Annotated in this window: 16 protein-coding genes; all 16 read left to right on the top strand. The window is 47.7% G+C overall.

Going from position 1 to position 22,200, the window contains the following annotated elements:
• The first annotated feature begins 452 nt into the window (after positions 1–452).
• Positions 453–3,791 (top strand): DEAD/DEAH box helicase, encoded by a 3,339-nt coding sequence (locus EPYR_RS02185; protein WP_012666779.1) that lies wholly within the window; start codon positions 453–455, stop codon positions 3,789–3,791.
• Between the two features lie 1,367 nt (positions 3,792–5,158).
• Entirely contained in the window at positions 5,159–6,487 is a 1,329-nt protein-coding gene (locus EPYR_RS02180; RefSeq protein WP_012666777.1) for a lysine N(6)-hydroxylase/L-ornithine N(5)-oxygenase family protein, read from the top strand.
• Positions 6,477–7,538, top strand: a complete 1,062-nt coding sequence (locus EPYR_RS02175; protein WP_012666776.1) for an NAD(P)/FAD-dependent oxidoreductase — start codon at positions 6,477–6,479, stop codon at positions 7,536–7,538. The genes EPYR_RS02180 and EPYR_RS02175 overlap by 11 nt, the downstream gene beginning before the upstream one ends.
• A 2-nt stretch (positions 7,539–7,540) precedes the next feature.
• Complete coding sequence (locus EPYR_RS02170) at positions 7,541–8,449, top strand: dihydrodipicolinate synthase family protein (RefSeq protein WP_012666775.1); 909 nt, start codon at positions 7,541–7,543, stop codon at positions 8,447–8,449.
• A gap of 12 nt (positions 8,450–8,461) precedes the next feature.
• The gene (locus EPYR_RS02165) at positions 8,462–8,833 is read left to right on the top strand and encodes an L-rhamnose mutarotase (protein ID WP_012666774.1); all 372 of its coding nucleotides are present in this window, start codon (positions 8,462–8,464) and stop codon (positions 8,831–8,833) included.
• A gap of 83 nt (positions 8,834–8,916) precedes the next feature.
• Entirely contained in the window at positions 8,917–9,921 is a 1,005-nt protein-coding gene (locus EPYR_RS02160; RefSeq protein ID WP_014538482.1) for a beta/alpha barrel domain-containing protein, read from the top strand.
• Complete coding sequence (locus EPYR_RS02155) at positions 9,911–10,582, top strand: HAD family hydrolase (RefSeq protein ID WP_012666772.1); 672 nt, start codon at positions 9,911–9,913, stop codon at positions 10,580–10,582. Before EPYR_RS02160 ends, EPYR_RS02155 begins: the two co-directional genes overlap by 11 nt.
• Positions 10,579–12,555, top strand: a complete 1,977-nt coding sequence (locus EPYR_RS02150; protein WP_012666771.1) for a class I tRNA ligase family protein — start codon at positions 10,579–10,581, stop codon at positions 12,553–12,555. Before EPYR_RS02155 ends, EPYR_RS02150 begins: the two co-directional genes overlap by 4 nt.
• A 52-nt stretch (positions 12,556–12,607) precedes the next feature.
• A complete protein-coding gene (locus EPYR_RS02145) occupies positions 12,608–13,333 on the top strand; it encodes an SDR family oxidoreductase (protein ID WP_012666770.1) in 726 nt (241 codons plus the stop codon).
• Between the two features lie 57 nt (positions 13,334–13,390).
• Positions 13,391–15,229 (top strand): asparagine synthase (glutamine-hydrolyzing), encoded by a 1,839-nt coding sequence (gene asnB / locus EPYR_RS02140; protein WP_012666769.1) that lies wholly within the window; start codon positions 13,391–13,393, stop codon positions 15,227–15,229.
• A gap of 36 nt (positions 15,230–15,265) precedes the next feature.
• On the top strand, positions 15,266–15,847 hold the full coding sequence (locus tag EPYR_RS18645; protein ID WP_012666768.1) for a cupin domain-containing protein: 582 nt from the start codon (positions 15,266–15,268) through the stop codon (positions 15,845–15,847).
• A complete protein-coding gene (locus EPYR_RS02130) occupies positions 15,808–17,031 on the top strand; it encodes an MFS transporter (protein WP_311202166.1) in 1,224 nt (407 codons plus the stop codon). The genes EPYR_RS18645 and EPYR_RS02130 overlap by 40 nt, the downstream gene beginning before the upstream one ends.
• 40 nt (positions 17,032–17,071) lie before the next feature.
• Positions 17,072–18,589: an FAD-binding oxidoreductase gene (locus tag EPYR_RS02125; protein WP_014538481.1), complete on the top strand. Its 1,518-nt coding sequence runs from the start codon at positions 17,072–17,074 to the stop codon at positions 18,587–18,589.
• A 49-nt stretch (positions 18,590–18,638) separates the two neighbouring features.
• Positions 18,639–19,439, top strand: coding sequence for a type 1 periplasmic-binding domain-containing protein (locus tag EPYR_RS02120; protein WP_012666765.1), 801 nt, complete (start codon positions 18,639–18,641; stop codon positions 19,437–19,439).
• Positions 19,440–19,499: 60 nt separating this feature from the next.
• On the top strand, positions 19,500–20,747 hold the full coding sequence (locus EPYR_RS02115) for an ATP-grasp domain-containing protein (protein WP_226060695.1): 1,248 nt from the start codon (positions 19,500–19,502) through the stop codon (positions 20,745–20,747).
• A gap of 65 nt (positions 20,748–20,812) precedes the next feature.
• Positions 20,813–22,120 (top strand): ATP-grasp domain-containing protein, encoded by a 1,308-nt coding sequence (locus EPYR_RS02110; RefSeq protein WP_012666763.1) that lies wholly within the window; start codon positions 20,813–20,815, stop codon positions 22,118–22,120.
• Positions 22,121–22,200 lie beyond the last annotated feature (80 nt).

Genomic DNA, 22,200 nt, shown 5'->3' with positions numbered 1-22,200 from the left:
CTGGCTGGATGGGTGAATTTCAATGTATTTACCCATAATACAGACAGTTGAATGACCATCAGCGCCGACATAGCCTGTCCCTTCGTGCCGCCCGCGATGCTCTTTATGTCCAAAGATCGTGCTCAGGGTTTCTCAGATGGGAAGCGAGCGACCATCAATGATTATTGCTTTGCCGGGCTTGCAGAAATGCAGGTCTGGGCATGGCTCTGTCGGTATCACTGTCAATATCAGAAGCCACGAAGGATGGCAGAAGAAGCTGGCGCGCGAAGGCGATAACTATCGCATAATGCATCTAACCCCTGCTTCGTTACCATTGTGGCGGCGCAAGGGTAAATGATGAGTGCAGAAATGAAAGCGTAACAGGGTGGGAATAATCTCAGGGACAGATTATATTGATTGGAGTAATCTGTATTTGATATCAATATATTCGCGAAAATAAATAAAGAGCTAAGATGGCCGCTTTCCCTTTACCGCACGACATTCTCAGAGCCTGGCAACGCGTTGAGTTTTTCCAGCCCTATACGCTTGAACAAAAAGATAAAAGCTTGTTGATCCCCTTCACAAAGCTACAGCAGTCAGGTGATAAGGCGCTGCCCTGGCTATCGGCTGAACTACGCCAACAACATCAGATCCCACCAAAATCATCATACAATTTACACCTCGGGCTATTTGAGAAAAGTATTGCCAGCACGATGAGCCAGTCTATTTTTGGCCAGAACAGTGGGCACGATGTGGATGAATGTGAACAACGCCTGAATCAGGAAGGAACAACATGCTTTACTAAAGTTCAACTGAATGCAGAAGGCGTACCCGCACTGGATAAATTGTCGGTTAGCTCGCTTCCCTGGGCATTAGGCCATCTGCATAAGCGACAACTTCAGCAACTTGAATCGAATGTTTTCCTGGCGGCGTGCAATCACCTTGCCAATACTCTCCGTCATTTCCGCACGACTTTAAAACCCGCAAAGGAAAATGGTCACGGTATATTGCGAACTGACGATATTTTAACGCTGTTAACAACCCATTTAGTCGAATGGGCTGAATTTGAACCTTCCTGGCAATACGCAATACAAATTGACTGGTTCACAGGTAACAGTGGCGGTACTGAAACAGCCTGCAAAGATGAGAGTGAAAGTGAAGGTGTTCTGAACGAAAGTGATAAAGCCTTTTCGCTCCCCATCTTGAATAGCTTTTTCTTCGAAGATATCGAAAGAGCCATCCTTTCTCTGAAACAAAAAAATCGGTGTACAACGCTCAAGGCTTATCTCTCTGAAAGCGCGCCCAGGAATACAAGCCTCTATTCTCAAGGCGGGCTTGCAGCTATCATTAGTCAATTGCACCCCAAAAAAATGCCTCAAGGCCGCTGGCCTGCCGAGCCAGGGCATGCAATGTCGTTAATGCAGCAGTTTGCAATCAATACGGCCGTAGATGAACTTGCGGATGGCGGCATACTATCCGTCAACGGGCCGCCGGGAACGGGGAAAACCACCCTGCTGCGGGACCTGGTCGCTCACAATATAGTTGAGCGGGCAAAAGTACTTTCTCGTTTTGCAGAGGTGACTGACACCCTGGATAGCGACGGCTTTATCGTGCAGGCACTCACCGGGTATGAAATGGTGATGGCGTCATCTAATAATGCGGCGGTGGAAAATATTTCAAAAGAGCTGCCACAGATAAAATCGCTTGCCGATGAATTTCGTTCACTTGACTATTTAGCACCAACGGCCAATCAGATAGCCGCAGAATCTCGCCCAAAACGTGAACATAAAAGGGATAAAAACGGCGAGGGGAAGGAACGTGATTATCACCTCTTTCGCCCGTTGAAAGAAAAGAATCATTGCTGGGGATTAATTTCGGTAGCGCTGGGCAAAAAAGCAAACCGCACCAGGTTTGCACAGAGATTACTGATTGATGAGCATCATTTACGTAAAACCGGGGCTGAAATATCTCGACCTGCCGATGAAAACTTTCTTAGCCTGTGGCGCTGGAAGAATCATCACAACGCAACCTCTTTCGCTAACGCAAAAAAGCACTTTATCGAATGTCAGAAAAAGACAGCTGAATTGCAACAACAGTTAGAGACATTGGCAAATCTACTGGCAAAACAGCCTGATGGCTCACTCAATGCTTTATCATCTGCGCTGGAGCAGACAGAACAGTCATATGAGATGTATCGCCACAGACTGCAAAAAATCACCGAAGAACAAGACTTACTTGAAAATCAAATCCAACATGCAGCACTGCAGCAGAAAAAGATCGAAAAAAAGTCACCCGGGTGGCTGGCACGTCTTATAAACCGCAAACAGGTCAAGACGTATCAGGAAGAACGATTAAAAGCGCAGCATCACCTACTAACACTGACCGAATTACTGGTGCAGAAAACGCAACGCGCTACCGAGCTACGTAAACAAGTTAACGATATCAAGGCAAAAAAACGCGCTATACAACAGGATATTAAAAAAACCACCCGACAGCAGGCTGATGACCGGGCCGAGATGATGAGGTTGAAAGAAAGGTTCCCGAATATCACATTACCAGATCCTGCTAAGCGGATAGATGACGAGGAGTTACAACGCACAGCATTTTGGCAGAACGCTGAAATAAATCGGCAGCGCTCCAGGTTATTCATTGCCGCGATGGAACTGCATCAGGCCTGGCTTTATGAGGCTCTGAGCATCAGTTCTTTTGGAAAAAATATCAGGGATCTTAGTCATTTTCTTTCCACCCCTCATACTGAATCCACGCCTTTGCGCTGGTGGCAAACTCTGTTTATATTTGTACCCGTCATTTCTACCACCTTTGCTTCAGTCGGTCGTATGTTCCATGGAGTAAAGGGTGAAGAACTCGGCTGGCTGATGATCGATGAAGCCGGGCAGGCCTCGCCACAGCAGGCTGTTGGCGCTATATGGCGTGCCAGGCGGGTACTGGTCGTTGGAGATCCCTTACAGATCGAACCTGTGTTTACAACTTCGCCTGTGCTTGTTAAACATTTGTGCCAAAACACCTTGTACGAGCATGCAGAAGACTGGAATCCGGGCCGGACTTCGGTTCAACAGGTTACCGATCGTGTCAATCCCTGGGGATGTGAATTGAAGGTGATGAACCTCGATGTTTGGATCGGCATTCCCCTGTGGGTTCACCGTCGTTGCATTGACCCCATGTTTACCCTGGCAAACAAGATGGCCTACGACAATCGGATGATTCATGGGTTTACCACTGACAAAATAAGCAGTCAGCAGGTAAATGGCGTCGTTGAGAATCACTGGCTGGCTTCAACTGGTGGGCTGGGTGAAAAGCAGTATCGCGATAGCCACGGCAAAAGTTTGCTCCATTTATTAAATTGCCTGTTATCAGAAAATGTGGCGCTGCATTCAATTTACGTTATCACGCCGTTTAAAGCGGTTAAAACAGCACTTTCAGCGTTGCTGGAACAACGTGATCTAAAAGCCTGGAGACAATACTCTCCGCTGATAAAACATAAAGAAATCACTGAATGGCTAAAGAATTGTGTCGGTACTGTTCATACTTTTCAGGGGAAAGAAAACGAAATCGTCATTCTTGTGCTGGGATGTGATGAGCATGAAGATGGCGGCGCTAAATGGGCCTCCAGCAAACCTAATCTGCTCAACGTGGCGCTCACCCGAGCAAAGAAACACATCTTTGTCATTGGCGATCCAAGTGTATGGCAGGGGCTGCCTGGTTTCAGGGACGTAGCAAGAACATTACCAATAAGAGCAACGGGATCAATGGGTGAAAATATAATCAAAGACGTTGAGGATTTTTCGCATTGAAATATGGAAAAGTGACATCATTGATTAAGTACTCAATGAATATGGGACAATATTAACTCATTCGAGTTAGCGCAGAAGCGATTGTATTAGCCCGCCCCGATATATCCACTGACATTCAGTTATGCTGCGATCGGCCAGGGCGTTCTCATCATCCTGGCCGCACACGTTTGCAAGCCGTGAGGTGCGCCTCTGCCAACGCTCCTGATATCTCAGCAGAGACGTTATCTCACGGGCTTCTGCCAGCGAAATCCGAAAGATCATCAGCTTCATTCATAACTAATGGGAGCAGCTCAAAGGGATGGTAGTTTCGACATAAAACCGGGCCTGCATCCCGGCGACAATCGCCCCAAGATCAGGAAGCAGGTTACAAAAAAGTTGAATACTTCCTTACCTCCGATCGTGCCATGATGCAAAGGCAGTGACAAAGAGATTGATCCTTTTTCAAAATCGGTGCCAGGATAAACCAGAGAGTTCGACCATTATGCGGACTTAGAGCAAACTCCTGCGCAGTCCGGTTATTTAATGATGAATACGTCTTTTGCTGGTGATATTCCAGTCGCCAGGGTTCGACCATATTCTGAGCCTCTTCCAGCGAATTGTTCCCGTATAACCCCTGACCAGCGTCGATAGCCGGGCATTGCCAACTAAAATTACCCACCACAGTCAGGGGCCTTACCGACTCCCGTTGAACAGATTTTCAGCAATAAAGCTTGTGCTTCATCAAGGTTCCGTTGCCGTCACTTCCGGTCGCGCCCGCCTGTGCGTGGTGTTAACACTACTGGCGGGGACATTTTGTCCGCAGATTCAAGCCACTGCGCAGGCGGTGAGAAGATGAGTGCTGCCTCACCCTTCTGACCGGCCTCAGACATCCCCATCGTTCTGCAGACCGCCTCAAACCGAGAGCCTTTCTCTGAACGTATAAGAGCAAAAACGTTCGGTTCATAGGTATAGCGCGTTTTTTTATGCCTGATGACCTCTTTTTAAAGAAAAGATTTTCCGGACACTCTACTTTTTAACGGAACTATTAATGGGGAGATATTTTGACAAAAACCGGAATCACTGAACAGATAAGATTTATCTATCGAAATACATTAGGAAACATTAGAAATGTTTCATGATTCATTATCAAGCTGGATTTTTTAACTAAAAAAAATTAATAATAAAGTTTTAAATCAGTTTCTTTTTATGAAAAAAAATAACCTGTTTACATCAAATATCTTCTGTGTTTTTATTCTTAGCGACATAACCATATCCCGCAATCAGGGAATTATTAACTCTGTCGGCTAATTCTGATTTTTAAATAATTATTCCAAAAACTCCTGAATAAAGAACAGATCGGATATTATCAACGAAATAAAGGGTTTGTTATGGTAGCTGAAATTTATGATATTATCGGTGTTGGATTTGGGCCATCGAATCTCGCACTTTCCATATGTATTGATGAGCACAATGATAAATTAAAATCTCCTACCCCACCAATGAAAAGCTTGTTTTTCGAGAAAAACCAGGTCTTTTCCTGGCATAGTGGCATGTTAATTGATGACGCTACCATGCAAATATCTTATTTAAAGGATTTAGTGACCCTACGTAATCCTAACAGCCCCTTTAGTTTCCTGAATTACCTGCACCAAAAAAACAGGCTTGAAGACTTTATTAATCTGAAAAACTTCTACCCGACACGGGTTGAGTATTTTGATTACCTTAACTGGGCGGCCCAGCAACAGCAGGCAAGCGTCAGATATTGGCACCGGGTTGATGATATTAAACCCTGGACGTTGCATGATGGCAGCACAATTTTCGAAGTTCTGGTCACTGATTTGTCAGTGGGTCACCAGAGTAGCTATCTGACCAGGAACCTGGCAGTCGCAACGGGGATAATCCCCCGCATGCCCGACAGCGAACATGCATCAGAATTTATCATACACAGTTCGCGCTTCCTCCCCACCATTGAAAGTATTCCTTCATCAGAGAAAAAGCAATTTTTAGTCGTTGGCGGCGGGCAAAGTGCGGCTGAAATTGTTAATCATCTGTACGAGCGATTTAACAACGCAACGGTAACGTCTGCTTTCACCACTTTTGGATTTAAGCCGGCAGATGATAGCCACTTTGTAAACAGAATATTTGATGCGCAAAGTGTGGATATGTTTTTCAACGCCTCTGATTCGTTAAAAAACAGAATTATGGACATCCATGCTGATACTAACTATTCCGTAGTTGATGGTGATCTCATCGCCGAATTATACAAAAAAATCTATCAAGAAAAAGTGAATGACCATGCCAGACTTCAACTACGACAACTAACCCGACTGGTCAGCGCTAAGAAAGTTAAAAACCAGACCGTTGCCATTTTGCATAATCTAAAAACCAATGAAATCTACACGGAGGTTTTTGATTATATCATTTTGGCAACCGGATACCGGGTTCCTGATATAACCGAGCTATTTCCTTCCGCGCGTGAACTGATGGCACTGGCTGAAGATAACAGTATTAAACTGGATCGCTCTTACGGGGCAAACCTGAATTGCCAGGTAGTTGGAAAAATCTATTTACCCGGAATGTCGGAAGCTCAACACGGCCTGTCGGCAACGCTGTTGTCTTTACTACCGATAAGAGCCAATGAAATTGTCCGCGATGTTGCGAATTCAGTGCGATTGAAAACCTCTTCTGTTGTCACCGAGGTTATGAATGTCAATTAAGCAGAATTACGATGTGGTGGTGTTAGGAGCAGGTATTCTGGGGGCAGCCACAGCGCATCAGTTAACCTGCAGCGGCTTAAAAACTGCCTTGCTGGAGCGAGGTGCCCCGGCCCAGGGATGCACTGCTTATTCGGGGGGTATAGTTCGGATTTATCACAGTAATGATTACCTGACAGAACTTGCCGCCAGCTCATTTAAATATTACCTGGATTTTGAGGCAAATACCGGCGTTCCTGCCTCTTTCACTCGCACAGGGTATCTCTATTTTCCACCGGTACAGGATAACACCCGGGTACAAGAAAAAGTTCAGCAGCTTCGCGCAACGGTGGATATTGAATGGCTGGATCGCCAACAAATGGCTGAACAATTTCCCACCATAAATTGCGATGAAGGAGCCGTTTATGAGCCAGGGGCAGGCTATATGGCCCCGGCGGAGGTAACCCGGGCCTTTATCAGGGCGGCAACGGCGAAAGGGGCGACTCTCTATCCTGGAACCGAGGTCTACAGGCTGATCCGTCGCGGTAACAAGGTTGTTGGGGTGTCAACTTCGCAAGGCACATTTACCGCCAGCCATGTGGTGGTGGCTTTAGGACCTAACACACCTGCATTTCTTGACAAAAACAACATTCCCCATAGCTTATGGTCACAGCGCATCCAGGTTGATATTAAAAATCCCCGACAGGCGGTCGCTGGCCATCCGGCCTGGATTGATGACGTAAACGACCTCAATGGTCGCCCTTATGAAAATGGGCAATTTTTGCTGGGCTACCCAACCCACGATCGCTTATTTATTGACAGCGTGACCCCGGGCAGCCCGGTATATAGCGAGGTCACCAGTATGATGGGCCAAAAAAGATTTTCCTGGGTCAACGAAGCTGAACAATGTGGTTCCTGGTCGAGTTTTGACTGTTATTCGCCTGCGGGCATCGGTGCTGCGGAAAAAATTGAAGGTTTCATTTCACTATCTGTATTAACGGGTTATTCAGGCGGAGGGTTTAAATTGGCGCCTGAGTTAGCAAGACGCATTACTGACAACATAATTAAGGAATAAAAATGACTTACACTGACGTTAAAGGTGTTCTCCCAGTCATATTAACGCCATGGGATGAGAACTTTGATATTCATGAAGATGACTTCGCCAGGCAAGTTGATTATTGTTATGAAGTCGGCGCCGATGGTATCGTTATTGGCCAGGTATCTGAACTAATGCGAATGAATAGCCGCGAACGCCAGAAAATTACAGATCTGGCCGTCAAATACGGAAAACCTCAAGGGCATGTGGTTGTTAGTACCGGAGCGGAAAGTACTAAAAACGCCATTGAGTACTCATTATCTGCTCAGGATTCGGGGGTTGATGCTGTATTGCTCATGCATCCATCCACTTCACCATTAACAGAGCAGAGGATGCTTAAATATTACCGCGATGTCATACAGCAATTGCGTATTCCTGTCATCATTCACCATGCCAAGAGTTATGCCAAAACGCCCATGACCATCAGAATGCAGGCCGATCTTCTACATGAGTTTGGCGCTGACAGAATAATGTTTAAACCTGAATCGTCGCCGCTACCGCCAAAACATACTGAATTACAAATTGCCACCGATAATCAGGCCCGCATCTTCGAAGGTGATGGTGGCATGATGATTATCGACAGCTATTTTCGCGGGCTTTATGGCGCAATTCCCGCTACCGACTGCGTTAAATACGTGGTGAAAATATGGAACTATTTACAGGCTGGCGATAGACAATCTGCGGAAAAATTGGCTTACCCACTTTCTTATATGATGTGCCAGATGATGAATAGCATCGACTGCTACCAGCATCTCTCGAAACATATTTTACACCGCAAAGGTCTTATTACTCATCCGCGCGTTCGCGAGCCGGTCGATCATATACCCGACTCTGTGACCTATAAAGAAATTGACCGCATCATTTCTGTTCTGGATAACATCTGTGAATAACAAGAGGAAAATATGAAAAGTTGGGCGCTTACTATTGAATTACGTAACCGTAAAGCCGTGGAAATCTATCGCGAAATGCATCTGAATCAAATCCCGGAAATTCATGCCGGAGACGGTGCACTGGCGGCGATTGGCATTAAGACTATGCAAATTTTCTTTATGCAACCCAATATGCTGTTTATGTATATGGAAACGAACGATGATTTTATTCCGTCCCGTGAGTTCACCCATGCGCTAACATTAGATCCAAAAGTTAAAGCCTTTGATGACTATGTGCATGGAGAGCTATTACAGCGCGTATTCATGAATGATGGCCCCACTGAATGGGCGGTAATGGATAAATTTTACCAGTTTGATTCCCGACCAGACCCGGTTCAGTATTAATTATAAAGGCATGCTGCTCGCCTGTTAATGTCACATCCAGCAACATGCGTGACGCGCATGTTGCTATATAAAAGTGATTAACAATGATGACTAATTCTAATGTAATTTTGTTGGATTGCACTTTCCGTGATGGTGGCTATTATACCAACTGGAATTTTGATGAAGATCTCGTCAATATTTATTATTCTGCTATTATTGAAACGGATGTTGATATTATGGAGGCAGGCTATATCTCCGTGGATGCCTCAGACTGCGGCCGCTTTAAGGTTGAAAATATATCCGGATTTAACTTCCTGTCGGTTATTCCGGGTAAGTCATGGGCCGCGATGATAGACAGTAAATCCATTCTCTGCCTGGAAAACTGGCATGATATTGTCATTCATATTCTGAAGAAACCTGCCCGGCCTGTTATAGACATTATTCGGGTGGCCACTAAATTCAACCAGCTTGATAATATTGACCAGTTATGCAATATCATTTCTGCCTCAGGTTACCGTGTAGCATTAAATTTAATGCAAATCGATCTTGCCTGCGAGGAAGAGGTGACAGCCGTTTTCGAAAAAATTTCCAGCATAAAATCAATTGAAACCGTCTATCTGGCCGATTCCTTTGGCTCAATGCCACCCCAGCGGGTAGCGGAACTTATTACTCGTTTAAAAGAAATAACATCTGCCAATATAGGATTTCACGCTCACAATAATATGGGGATGGCGCTTATCAATAGCATGACGGCCATTCAGGCTGGTGCCAACTGGATTGATACAACCTTCGCCGGAATGGGGCGCGGTGCAGGCAATGCGGCAACGGAAGAGCTTTCTGAATTGATCAAAAAACCGGGTACCGAAACGCCCGCTGTAGATGTATTACTAAAACGCCACATGGATAAGTTAAAAACCACCTATAACTGGGGCGGCGGCGTTTTATATCGACGGGCGGGTAAAAAGAAAATACATCCTACTTATGTTCAGTTTCTCATAGACGCCGATCTTCCTGTCGATAAAGTGTATACACTATTAGAAAAAATACCGGCAGCCTCAAGATCAATATTCAACACCACACTGATTAAGGCGCTGATCAATGAATATTGAGCGTTTCTCCCATATTGTATTTGATATGGATGGGGTGCTGATTGACAGCAACCACATGAAGATTGACGCTGCCAGACAGGTTATACATTTCATATTCCCGGAAGCGGCCGACGCCTTTGCCGATCATTTTCGGCGGAACTTCGGCCAGACACGGCAAGCCCACTTCAGCTGGGCCTATGAAAACTTGCTGGCAAAAGAGGGTTTTTCAGCGTCTATTATCAATAGATTAGTTGAAAAATATGGCAAAATAGTGGCCGAAAATTATCCCGGCTGCGCGGTAACCGACGGCACCTCCGCCCTGCTGGCCCAGGTTAGCCGCCCTTGCTATGTTCTGACAGGTTCCGATCAGTCCGAAGCCAGAGAGCTTCTGTGCAGTCATCATCTGGATACCCGCTTCAATGATATCCTAGGCGGGCCGATAAATAAGTCTGAAAACCTCGACTTTATTATTAATACCTATGGCATAAATCCGGCTGAGTCGGTGCTTATCGGTGACGCATTTCATGATTTTGAAGTGGCAAGTCATTTTGGGTTTTCTTTTATTCTGGTCACCCAATATATGCCGTTCGATAATGACCCGTTGATTGCCAAAGTGAAATCTTCCGGTGGGTATATCGTTAACAGGTTATCTGATTTACTGACTGACAGGTTTAAAAAATGAAAATAACTAAAAATGCGTCTAAATTTAGCTATGGATTAAATTCAAGCAGCCTTCAATTTCCTGTCAACACAACGGGCGGCATGTCATGTTCACTACCGCCAGGGGCGCAGTCAACATTTCACCGCCATCATGAAACCGAGCTTTTTTTGATCACCTCTGGTAAAGGACGCGTTCATATTGAAGGGCGCGAATCCGAAGATGTGGTGCCGGAAGATATTATTTATATCGATCCGCTACACGGTCACACTATTGAAAATACCTGCGAGAATGAAGATTTAAAATTTACCGCGCTTTATTGGGATAACCCCAACCAAACACAGCGTAATGATGTGCCAAAAGATACGCTGATCATTTCAACGCCGCCGACGCCAAACGGTGATTTACACCTTGGGCATTTGTCCGGACCATATCTGGGCGCAGATATTTACCGCCGTTACCTGACGCTTAAAGGCGTCTCTGCTCGTCATTTAACAGGGCGGGATGATAACCAGACCTATGTCAAATGCATTGCCACCAAAGAGCAGCGTCCTCCTGAAGAGGTCGCCAATGATTATGCGGATAAAATCTATCAGACTTGGGCCAAAGCAGACATTGCTCTGGACTTTTTCTCAAGTCCGCAAACGACGAAAAATTATTACAGTCGGGTGAACAGCATCATTGGTCGCCTCTATGATCGGGGCTTTATCTTCGCTAAAGAGGTGGACGAACTCTACGATCTGAATACGGGGTTTAGCCTTCATGAGGGCTACATTAAAGGCGTCTGCCCCCACTGTCATAGCGCTTCAGATGGAAATGCCTGTGAGCAGTGCGGCAGACCGAATGACTGTGCCGATCTCATTAACCCAGTGGCCAGCCTCCCTGAAACCCGGGTCGGTACCCGGACGACTACAAAGTTGTATTTCCGCCTGTCCGCCCTTGCCCCCCAACTCACCGAGCTGACTTTCCGCAGTAATATGTCCGCCCGCGCCCGCGAACTGACGCAGGGAATGTTGTCTGACGGTTTACCGGATATTTGTATCTCTCATCGCTCAGACTGGGGCATTTCCGTTGACATCCCCGGATTTGAAGATCAGGTTCTCTATGTCTGGTTCGAAATGGCGGCAGGCTATCTGGCGGCTGATGAAGATTTACATCCTCAGGATCCGTTTTTCAAAAATAAGAACTGCGACATCATTCATTTCTATGGTTTTGATAACACCTACTATCACACATTATTATTCCCGGCCATCTACTATGCGTTGGATGAAGAATATAATGTCCCAGTTAATCATGTTATTAATGAACTGCTTTATTTGCGTGGCGAAAAGTTTTCTACCAGCCGCCGTCACTTGATCTGGGCCTCAAAACTGCTGAGTAAAATACCGGTTGACTATGTCCGATGGGGGCTAGCCCGCTCGCGCCCCGAAATGACCAACGAAAACTTCAGCCTCGAACCTTTTGTTGACGCCATTAACGACTTTTTTGTCAGCACGCTGCAGCAACATTTGACGACCAGTTGCCGTGAACTGAGCCTGCAATTTCAGGGAAAGGTGCCTGAGCCGGGTGCATGGACATCGCAACACGCCGCCTTCTATCAGCGGATCAGAAATTTAGCCCGTGACGTGGAACATGCCTATCACATTGATGCTTTCTCGCCGCAAACGGCAACGGCCAAGCTTGAGGAAATGGGGATTTTAACGCGGAAATTTTTTAATGCGCAGTCAAAACATGAAACCCAACCGATGCTGCGGGATTATCAGCGCACCACTTTCGCCCTTAATTTTTGGGCCATAAAGCAATTTTCCCTACTTTCCCAACCCATTATGCTGGAGGGAAGTGAGTATATCCTCAAGCTGCTTGGCCTGAATTTTGAAGGTTGGGATAGCGATCGGGAAGATTTTATTGCAAATTCTCACACCATATCAGCGTGCGATGAAAACCATTTCAGAATCATCTCAAAAGATATTATTGAACATGTTTGCCAGGTTAATTAACTAAAATTATATCGGCATAATAAATTTAATTTTAATAACAGGAATATATTCTATGTCCAATGCTAATTTGCGTGTCGTTATCACCGGTGCAGGACGTGAAATGGGGCGTTCTCTGGCTATTCGCTATGCGAAATCCGGGGCTGAGGTGCTGCTTTCAGCGCGCAATATTGAAGCGGCCGAAAAAGTACGTTATGAGCTTCAGGCTCGTGGTTTCGATCGCGTTTACGCTTTCGCCTGTGATTTATCGGATCCAGCCAGCATCCGGTCATTTGCGCAGTCCGTTGAAAATAAGTTTGGTCATGTGGATGTGCTCATTAATAACGGCAGCCCGTGGGCGGAAGGTAAGGAACTCGATGCCGCCAGCGATGAGGAGATTACCCACGTTATCATGTCCTGCACGGCTGGCACGATATTGGCGATCAAACATTTCCTGCCGCTGTTGCGCCAATCCGCGCGGCCGGACATTGTGAACATTATTTCTTCTTCCGCTCACTCACTCACCCACGACTGTGAAGGTCATACCGCCTTTTATGCCGCCAAAGCCGGACAGGGGCGCATGGCAGAAACGCTGTCACAGCGTTTGCGTGAAGAAGGGATCCGTGTGATTTCGCTCTACCCGCCCAAATTTAACAATAGCGATCCGCTCGTCGGCGACGGGCAGGTTTCACGCACCTCAAAGGATCAGCTGACTTCAGAATCCCTCATCGATTGCATCCAGTTTGCGGTGAATATGCCCAGAGACTGTTTCATACGCCGCTTTGATTTTGAATCGATATAAAAAAGGCACTGTTGCGGGTTTCCTGGAACATCTGATTTCTTTTTAGGAGAAGTATATATGTGCGGAATTGCAGGATGGGCAACGTTTAGCCGTGATTTTCACGCCAGTCGGCGCGAACTGGAAGCGATGGCAGCAACGATGGCGTTACGGGGGCCGGATGCCTCAGGTTTTTGGATGGATCGACATGCAGGTTTGAGCCACCGCCGTTTAGCCATAGTTGATCTCGAAGGCGGTGTTCAGCCAATGACGGCAAATTTACCGACGGGCAGCATTTCGCTTTCTTACAGCGGTGAAGTGTATAACTTTAAAGAATTACGCCAGGAACTGACGCAAGCAGGGCACTCGTTTTCAACCCAAAGCGACACGGAAGTGGTGTTGAAAGGGTATTTACAATGGGGAAATGGCGTCTGCGAGAAGTTAAATGGCATGTTTGGCTTCGCCATCTGGGATGCGCGGCGTGAGGTGCTGTTGCTGGCGCGCGACAGATTTGGCGTAAAACCGCTTTATTACTATCCTGACGGGCAGTCGGTGCTGTTTGGCTCCGAGCCTAAAGCCATTCTCGCCCATTCACAAATATCTGGCGTTCTGACCACCGACAGCTTGCGTGAAGCGCTGGGGTGGACCAAAACCCCAGGACATGGGACATGGGAAGGGCTTAAAGAAGTCAAACCCGGAACCTTTGTGCAGTTTGGCCGGGATGGGGTGCGAGAAGATGTTTATTGGCAGCTCCAGTCCAGGCCGCACCATGACTCGTTAAAAGACACTATCGAAAATGTGCATATCCTGCTTTCTGACACGGTAAGAAGGCAAATGGTTTCCGATGTACCGCTCTGCAGCCTGCTTTCTGGCGGTCTGGACTCCAGCGCCATTGCGGCTCTCGCCAGCCAGCAGCTAAATGGAGAGCGCCAACTTAAAACCTTTGCTGTCGATTTTGAGACCCATACGGAGCAATTTGTACCGGACGTATTCCGCAACGAATCCGATGCGCCCTATGCCCGTAAAGTCGCGGAAAAAATTGGCTCCTTGCACACCAATCTGGTGCTGGGTTACCAGCAGATTGGCAGCGAAGAAACCCGGCGGGCAGTTATTGCTGCGCGGGACTTGCCCACCGGTTTTGGCGATGCGGACAATTCAATTTACCTGCTTTTTAACGCCATCAGGAACGAGGCAACAGTCGCCCTTTCCGGTGAGTCGGCAGATGAGGTTTTCGGCGGCTATCGCTGGTTTCATCAGCCGGGCATATTGCAGGGGAACACCTTCCCCTGGGCAGATCACACCTTTGTAACCAGTTTCAAAACCGGACTGGATGCCTTCGCACCAGATTTGTTGGCGAGCCTGGAATTGCCGGATTACGTGCGTTCTCGCTATCAGGAAGCCTTAGCAGAAGTCCCGCGCCTGGCCGGCGAAGAGAGTCATGAAGCCAAAATGCGCGAAGTGCTCTACCTGCACCTGACACGCTATATGCGCATCTTACTGGACAGAAAAGATCGCCTGAGTATGGCGGCAGGTCTGGAAGTTCGTGTGCCGTTTTGCGATCACCGGCTTGTTGAATATGTTTTTAATACCCCGTGGAAAATGAAAACCTTTGACGGCCGGGAAAAAAGCCTGCTGCGTGCGGCGATGGGTGATTTACTGCCGCAAGAGGTACTGCAACGCAAGAAAGCGCCGTATCCCGCCATTCAAAATGCACACTACAGTGCTGTATTGCAGCGCCAGGCGGCCGACCTTGTGGCGAACACTAACCACCCTGCCCGGGATTTGCTCAATATTCGCTGGCTTAACAGTATATTACACATCGATCCTGCGGCGATGAGCCGGGAAATTCGTCATGGGTTAGAGCGTGCGCTGGATTTCGCTACCTGGATCGAACTTCGTAAGCCAATACTGAAGCTTTAATTTAGCCCCTAATTCGATTGCGAAGGATTATTGTATATGGCCTGTTTGCTTAAGATGAGTGCTGAAAATAGCGCAAAAATATATTTGCGCACCGCAGACAATAAAATGATAGCCGATGAGCTTCGCTCCTGTAATGTCAGTTTTCTTCATGACAAGCCCGATTCGGCTTTCAACGAGGGGATGTTTCAATCTGGTGCGTTGGCCGAAAAAATCAAACGGCGCAACCCCAAGATAAAGGACTATTTTGTTGAATCGCAACAGGTAAAAATTAATCCAGCCGATACAGCTGCATTATCTGCTGCCGCTCAGGATCGGGCCAATTATTATCAGGAACATACGCACGATGAGAATGAAGCCTGGTATATACATCACGGGCAGACGGCCTTTTATTTGCACCTTCAGAATTATGTATACGCCATAATATGTACTGCGGGGGACTTTATATGTATACCCGGGCAGACCCGACATTGGTTTGATGCCGGTGCGGCACCGTCATTTTCTGGATTGCGCTTTTATTTAACCCTGAATGCCCCGGTCACTACCGGAGACAAAATTGCACTGAGATATCCGCAATTAGAATGCTTATCTTCTCTGATTACTCTGGGATCCGCCTTATGAAATGGGGAACATACGCAGAACTATTAAAAAACGCCCAGGCAAGAAATATTATTCTGCTGGGGCTTTTTGCCAAAATACCGATTGTGGCTATCCCGGCAACCTTAACGTTGCTGGTTGTCGTAGGGCTGAATGCTGGATTTACCTGGGCGGGCATCATCAATGCGGCCTGGATGGCGGGAGCAGCCGTCGGTTCACCCTGGCAGGGGCGCTACATGGGCCGACACGGCGTAAGAAAGCTATTGCGCTTTATTTTAATTATTCAGCTGATGTTCTGGTCTTCAGCGGCCTTTCTGCCACTTCCGCTTCTGGCCATTGCTGCTTTTTTCGGTGGGGTATTCTGTTTTGCGGCCTTCACCATTGGGCGTATGGCTATTGCGGAATTATCAGTGACAGAAAACCGGCACAGCGCCTTTGCCCTTGATGCGATCACGACAGAATTAGCCTATATGAGCGGCCCACCACTGGCCGTGGTGGTTAGCGCCAGCCTGTCGCCACAGGCGGCAGTCGTCATTAGCGGGGCGATTATTATGGCGCTGATTATTTATTATTTTATTGCCAATCCCAGGGTTGTCAGTAAGGCGACAAACAATACGCCCGACCAACGCATTGCCTGGGGCGCATTTTTTAAAAGCCGGTTAAGCACGTCCTTATTATTAACCATTATGGCAACCTTTGTTATTGCCAGTTATGAAGTGCTGGGCCTTGCTGCGCTAAAACATTTCGGGCATATCACTTGGGCAGCCTGGTTTTATATTGCTTGTGGCGTGGCCTCTTTGATCGGGGGAGTGGTGTATGGCGGTTTTAATAAGCCCCCGGCGACGGTGTTAATTTGCGGCTTGTTAGCCATTTCAACGGGAATGATTGGATTTTCGCAAAATGCGCTTGCCGTCTGCTTATTAATTATCCCGGCAGCCTTGCTATGCTCACCGGTATTTTCAGCGACGGCCAATGACATCAGCCGCTATGCTGCGCCGGAGATGAGCGGCCTGGCAATGGGCACTTACGGCTCTGCGCTGACAGCGGGAAATGCCATTGGTTTCCCGCTGGCTGGGTTAATGGTCGACAACTTCGGATTTAACATTGCTTTTTTCTCGGTAGGAGGGCTGGCCTTCGCTGTGGTGGTCATCGCTTTTGGGATCAATACGCTGTTCATATCTGAACGGTCCGAAGTGGCGGCGGAATAATGGCGTCAGCCGCGTCTGAGAGTGAACCAAGGGAAGTAACGTGACAATCATCGAACCTCATGACAGCCGATACCTCAGCTACATTACCGGTATGAATCAGCGCTGGCGCGCATCGCCGGCAAAAATCCTTTTACCTGGCAATACCCCGGAGGCTGTGCAGTGTATTCAGGAGGCGGTACAGCAGGGTCAGCGTATCAGCGTGCGAGCCGGGGGGAATTGTTATCAGGATTTCACCTGTCACGCTGGCGTCGAGGTCCTGATTGATGTATCCGATATGGATGACATCGCTTTCGACCCGGACATGCAGGCAATTGCCGTTGGGGCCGGTGCCACGCTGTCAAGAACCTACGAGGTGCTCTACCGCCGCTGGAATGTGACTTTACCCGGTGGCCCAGCCAGCGGGGTGGGCATGGGGGGGCACATTTGTGGTGGGGGTTTTGGCTTACTTTCCCGCCGCTACGGCTTGACGGTTGATCACCTTCATGCCATTGAAATCATTACGGTGGATGAAAGCGGAAAAGCCCTCGCCATTATTGCGCGGCGCGACCCGGATTGTCCGAATCACGACTTGTGGTGGGCCCACGCCGGCGGCGGCGGCGGGCAACTGGGCATAGTGACCAAATTCTGGTTCCGCTCTCCGCAGGCCCTGGGTAATGAGCCTGTACAAATATTACCTACCCCACCCTCAGAAGTTTATCTGTGTGTGAAAGTCATTCCGTGGGAAAAATTAGGAAAAGACGATTTTATACGCCTGATGCGTAATTACGGCAGGTGGTATGAAACGCACCAGCACGCCGACAGACCGGAGTCCTCTCTGGCCGGGTATCTGGTGATGTATCAGCAGGCTCAGGGCTTTGTCGCGCTATTGACTCAGATGGATGCTTCAGTGAGCAATGCGACGGCTATTTTAGGCCAATATCATCGTGATATTTTTGAAGGAATAGACGGTGTAGCGGGCTTCCAGGGGCTTTCACATATGGAGACTCCCCGCAAATTGCCTTGGCTGAAATCGGTACGGCTACTGGGAACCAATAGCCCATCGCTGGCCGATCCTATGCTGCGCGGAGCGTACAAGTCAGCATACATGCGGCAAAATTTCCCGGTGGAGCAGGCCGAAACGCTGTACCAGCATCTGTCGGCAGACGGCTTCAGTAATAAAAATGCGATGGTAATGGTATTGCCCTACGGTGGAGCCGTGAATAAGGTCAATGCGGACGAAACTGCCGTATCGCATCGCGACTCAATAATGAAAATCCTGTACCAGAGCCTCTGGGCTGATGAACAAGACGACCAGAAAAACCTTAGCTGGATCCGCCAAATCTATCACAGCACTTATGCAAAAACTGGCGGTGTGCCGGTGAGCAACGAAATAACGGATGGCTGCTTTATCAATTATCCTGACAGCGATCTGAACAACCCGGAATTAAATACCTCCGGAGTGACGTGGGCGCAGCTCTATTTCAAGCATCACTATCCGCGACTACAGAAAATAAAATCTCAATGGGATCCACTGAATATTTTCAGGCACAGCCAGTCTGTTAAGTTACCCGCTACCTGAGGGGATTAACGGCGGCAAAACCAAACAAAGATTGCAGGCAGGAGACAAAATGCCAGTAAGAGTGTGTATTGCCGGCCCGCTAACAGGGCCACGGGCCTGCTACGGGGATCTTATACGCGAGGCTATTTCTGACTCTCCGCAAAGGGAGGGGCTTTCAATTCACTTTTTTGACGATAAAGCCAATCCGCAAGTGGTTAAGCTTCATCTTGCTGAAATCATCAAGAAAAGTGATGTGGTTATCGGTCATTTTAATAGCGACTGCGCACAGGCCGCCATTCCTGCCTACAGGATGGCGGGAATACCGCTCTTGTTACCCGCGTCCACCGCCGCGCACCTGGGAGAGGGTGAGTCGGTATTTCAGCTTTGCTCTACGGAGGCAGAGCAGGTTAAGGAAATGATAGCCGTTGCCGACAGCCAGTACCCTGACTCAATGCGTTATTACTGGGCCGATGGATCAGCTTACAGCCACAGATTACTTAAATGGCTACAGGCGCATCATGGGTACCCGATACCGGAGATTGGCACCAGCAGCAAAGGCGGCCACGGCGCTGGCGGGGTGACTTTTTATCTGGGCGCGCATTTTTCTATTCTGGCACGTATGCATCAGGAAGGCGCGTTGTGGCTCGGCGCGGCGATCTGCTGTGATGATTGTGATATTACGGAATTTACGCAACGCGCCCGCCCCGAAACCTGGGTATGTTCATCAACCCCCGGATATAGTGAGTTACTGCAACGCGCCGTGGATATTGTTTGGCGGGTGATGTACCGGAAAAGCAATAACTGGGCCGATTATTTTGATGAAAGGGGCATGTACCTGCCAACTAGCTGGCAAAGTTACTGCATAAAATAAATACAGCGATTAATCATTCGCACGCTTATGCCAAACGTAATTAACAGTGAGACCATTAACATGGAAAATAAAGGTATTGTGATTATTGTTGATGCCTATTCGCCCACGCGACGTTTAGCACCTGAATTTATTCGTCAGGGATACCGGTGCGCGCGCGTGCAGAGCACCCCGGAAATCCCGGACATTTATAAAGGCTCCTTCAGCCTTGACGATTATTGTGAAAATATTATTCACCAAGGCGACCTGGCGGTCACGCTACAAAAAGTGGCCAGTCTTAACCCGGTGGCCATCATTGCCGGCGGGGAAATTGGCGTGGAACTGGCCGATATTTTAAGCGAGAATCTTGGTCTTGCATCAAATGGCACCGCACTCAGCGCCGCCCGACGCCACAAATACACCATGATAGAACGCCTGCGCAGCGTCGGGCTTCCTGCAACGCGGCAATGTCTTCCTGCAAATGGAGATGCGCTGCGTCTCTGGCACCAAAAGACAGGTGGGCGGATTGTGGTAAAACCGGCGCGCAGCGCTGCCGGCGAAGGCGTTCATTTTTGCGACACGCCGGAAGCGTCTAACGCCGCATTGCAGGCGATTATCGGGAAAAAAAATATCTTCTCAGAAATCAACCAAGAAGTGGTGGCGCAGGAATATCTGTGCGGCACGGAATATGTGGTGAATACCGTGTCCTGTCAAGGTAAACACCGGGTAACCGATATCTGGAGAACCACCCGAGTCAGCGTAAATGGCTTTCTTGATATGGGTGATTCCATACATATTATGCCGCGCCATGGGGAAATTCAGGAGACTCTGGTTTCTTATGCATTACAGGTGCTTAATGCCATGAATATTCAGTACGGGCCAGGACATATGGAAATAAAAATGTGTGATGATGGCCCTTGCCTGGTAGAAATAGGCGCTCGCATCGCCGGTGGCGATATGCCTTATTATGCCGAACTTGCCACTGGACAATCACAACTTAACTGGACTCAGTTGGCCTACACCGACCCTGAGAAATTCCATGCGCTGTACGATATTCCTTATACGCTGAATTATTATTTTTCATCTGTGGCAATGCTCAGTCCCTGTGAAGGAATACTTGAAGCTTACCCTTATAAAAAACAGATAAGCCAGCTGGAAAGTCTGTTGGAAATTCGTGAATATGTGAAGCCTGGCGATCGAATTTATCATACGATTGATGATACAACTTACCCCATGCTGGTGCTATTAAAACATAAAACAGAAGAAGTGGTATTACGCGACTGGGGAACATTACGTTATCTGGACGGTCATGCCTTTTACAAGGTTCATTAAAAATAAATGGGATCAGGCTGTTTTTATAGTCTGGTGTTGAATAGCTATATTTGGTGCAAAATTAAATGCAGAATGAAACCTTTTTTATATGGCACAAAGTACCGTTCTATTGTGTTCGTTACGATGAAATTCTAAACCATACCAATAACACTATCATTTATATTGGCACTCAGGCTGCGCTCGCGGATATTCCCGCCGAACTTAACTGTGAGAAATTGATTTGGCAAGAGCAAGACGGGGTTCATGTACTGATTGAAAAAATGAGTTTGAAGACACCGGCACCACGCAATTTTATTGCTTTATCGGAATACCAGGTTGATGTTGCAGCCCGCATCCGGGCGCATTTTGGTATTCCCGGGCCGTCCATTGCCGAAGCCGAACTTTCTAGGAATAAACTGATGATGAAAGCGGCGGTGGCGTCATCGGGGCTGGCGACGCCGACATGCTATTCTCTGAATGACACGCTACAAAACCCCAGAATCCTTGAAGCAATAAGTTCAGCGAAACTTGTACTCAAGCCGCTGGATGGAGCATCAAGTGAGAATGTCCAAATCTACTCTTCTCATCGCGCGTTACTGATGGCCCTCAATAATAATAATACCCATATTGATGATATCGACTTACGAAAAAATACTGCCCGTTACCAGATTGAAGAATTCATCGAAGGCGATATCTGGCATGTGGATGGCTTTGTTCGCTCCGGTGAAATCGCCCTTTGCGTCAGCAGCCGCTATATTGGCAATTGCCTTGATTTTGCAAAAGGGCTGCCTCTTGGGTCTTTACAGTGCGAACTACCCGCTACACTGCTGGCATTTTCACGTCAGGTTGTTGCTGCTGTAGACATCCAACATGGCTGTTTTCATCTGGAAGTGTTCCAAAATGCCTCTGGCTGGGTTTTTCTGGAGATAGGGCATCGGGCGGGTGGTGCCAGCGTGGTGCGCGCTTTTGAACTGCATACGGGCGTTAACCTTCATCATGTGCACCTGAGCGCGCAATTAGGGTGGATGCCAGATTTTGCAACAAAAACATCGGCAAATGAAGACTATTATGGTTGGTTTGTCTTCCCGGGGCACCACCTGCCCGAAGGCTATGCCTGTATAGATAATGCAGGTGATTTTAGCTCATCTGCCTGCATCCATGAATGGCATCAACTACCGCCTGACAAAAAACTGTGCCCCGCCCTAACTTATCTGGAAACAATTGCCCCAGTGGCGGGAATGCTGCGCACAACATCCTTCCGGGAAGGCCAGCAATTTGTTCTTGATATGTTTGAAAATATCACAGTTACCAGCACAACGGAGGCAGAACGTTCGGCCAGCTGTGATGATGACCCAAGAGGCCTGAGCAGGCTAGTAAATGACTTCCCTGCATAAGTTGGCACTTTTATGCTTTTAACACGCCCGCGGTTATCCATCGGGCATTTAGTGTTTTAATGACGCATGTCGTGGTAAAT

The sequence above is a fragment of the Erwinia pyrifoliae DSM 12163 genome (assembly GCF_000026985.1).
GTDB lineage: Bacteria > Pseudomonadota > Gammaproteobacteria > Enterobacterales > Enterobacteriaceae > Erwinia > Erwinia pyrifoliae.
Note: the sequence above shows the minus strand (reverse complement) of the source record. Positions and strands in the feature narration are given on the sequence as shown.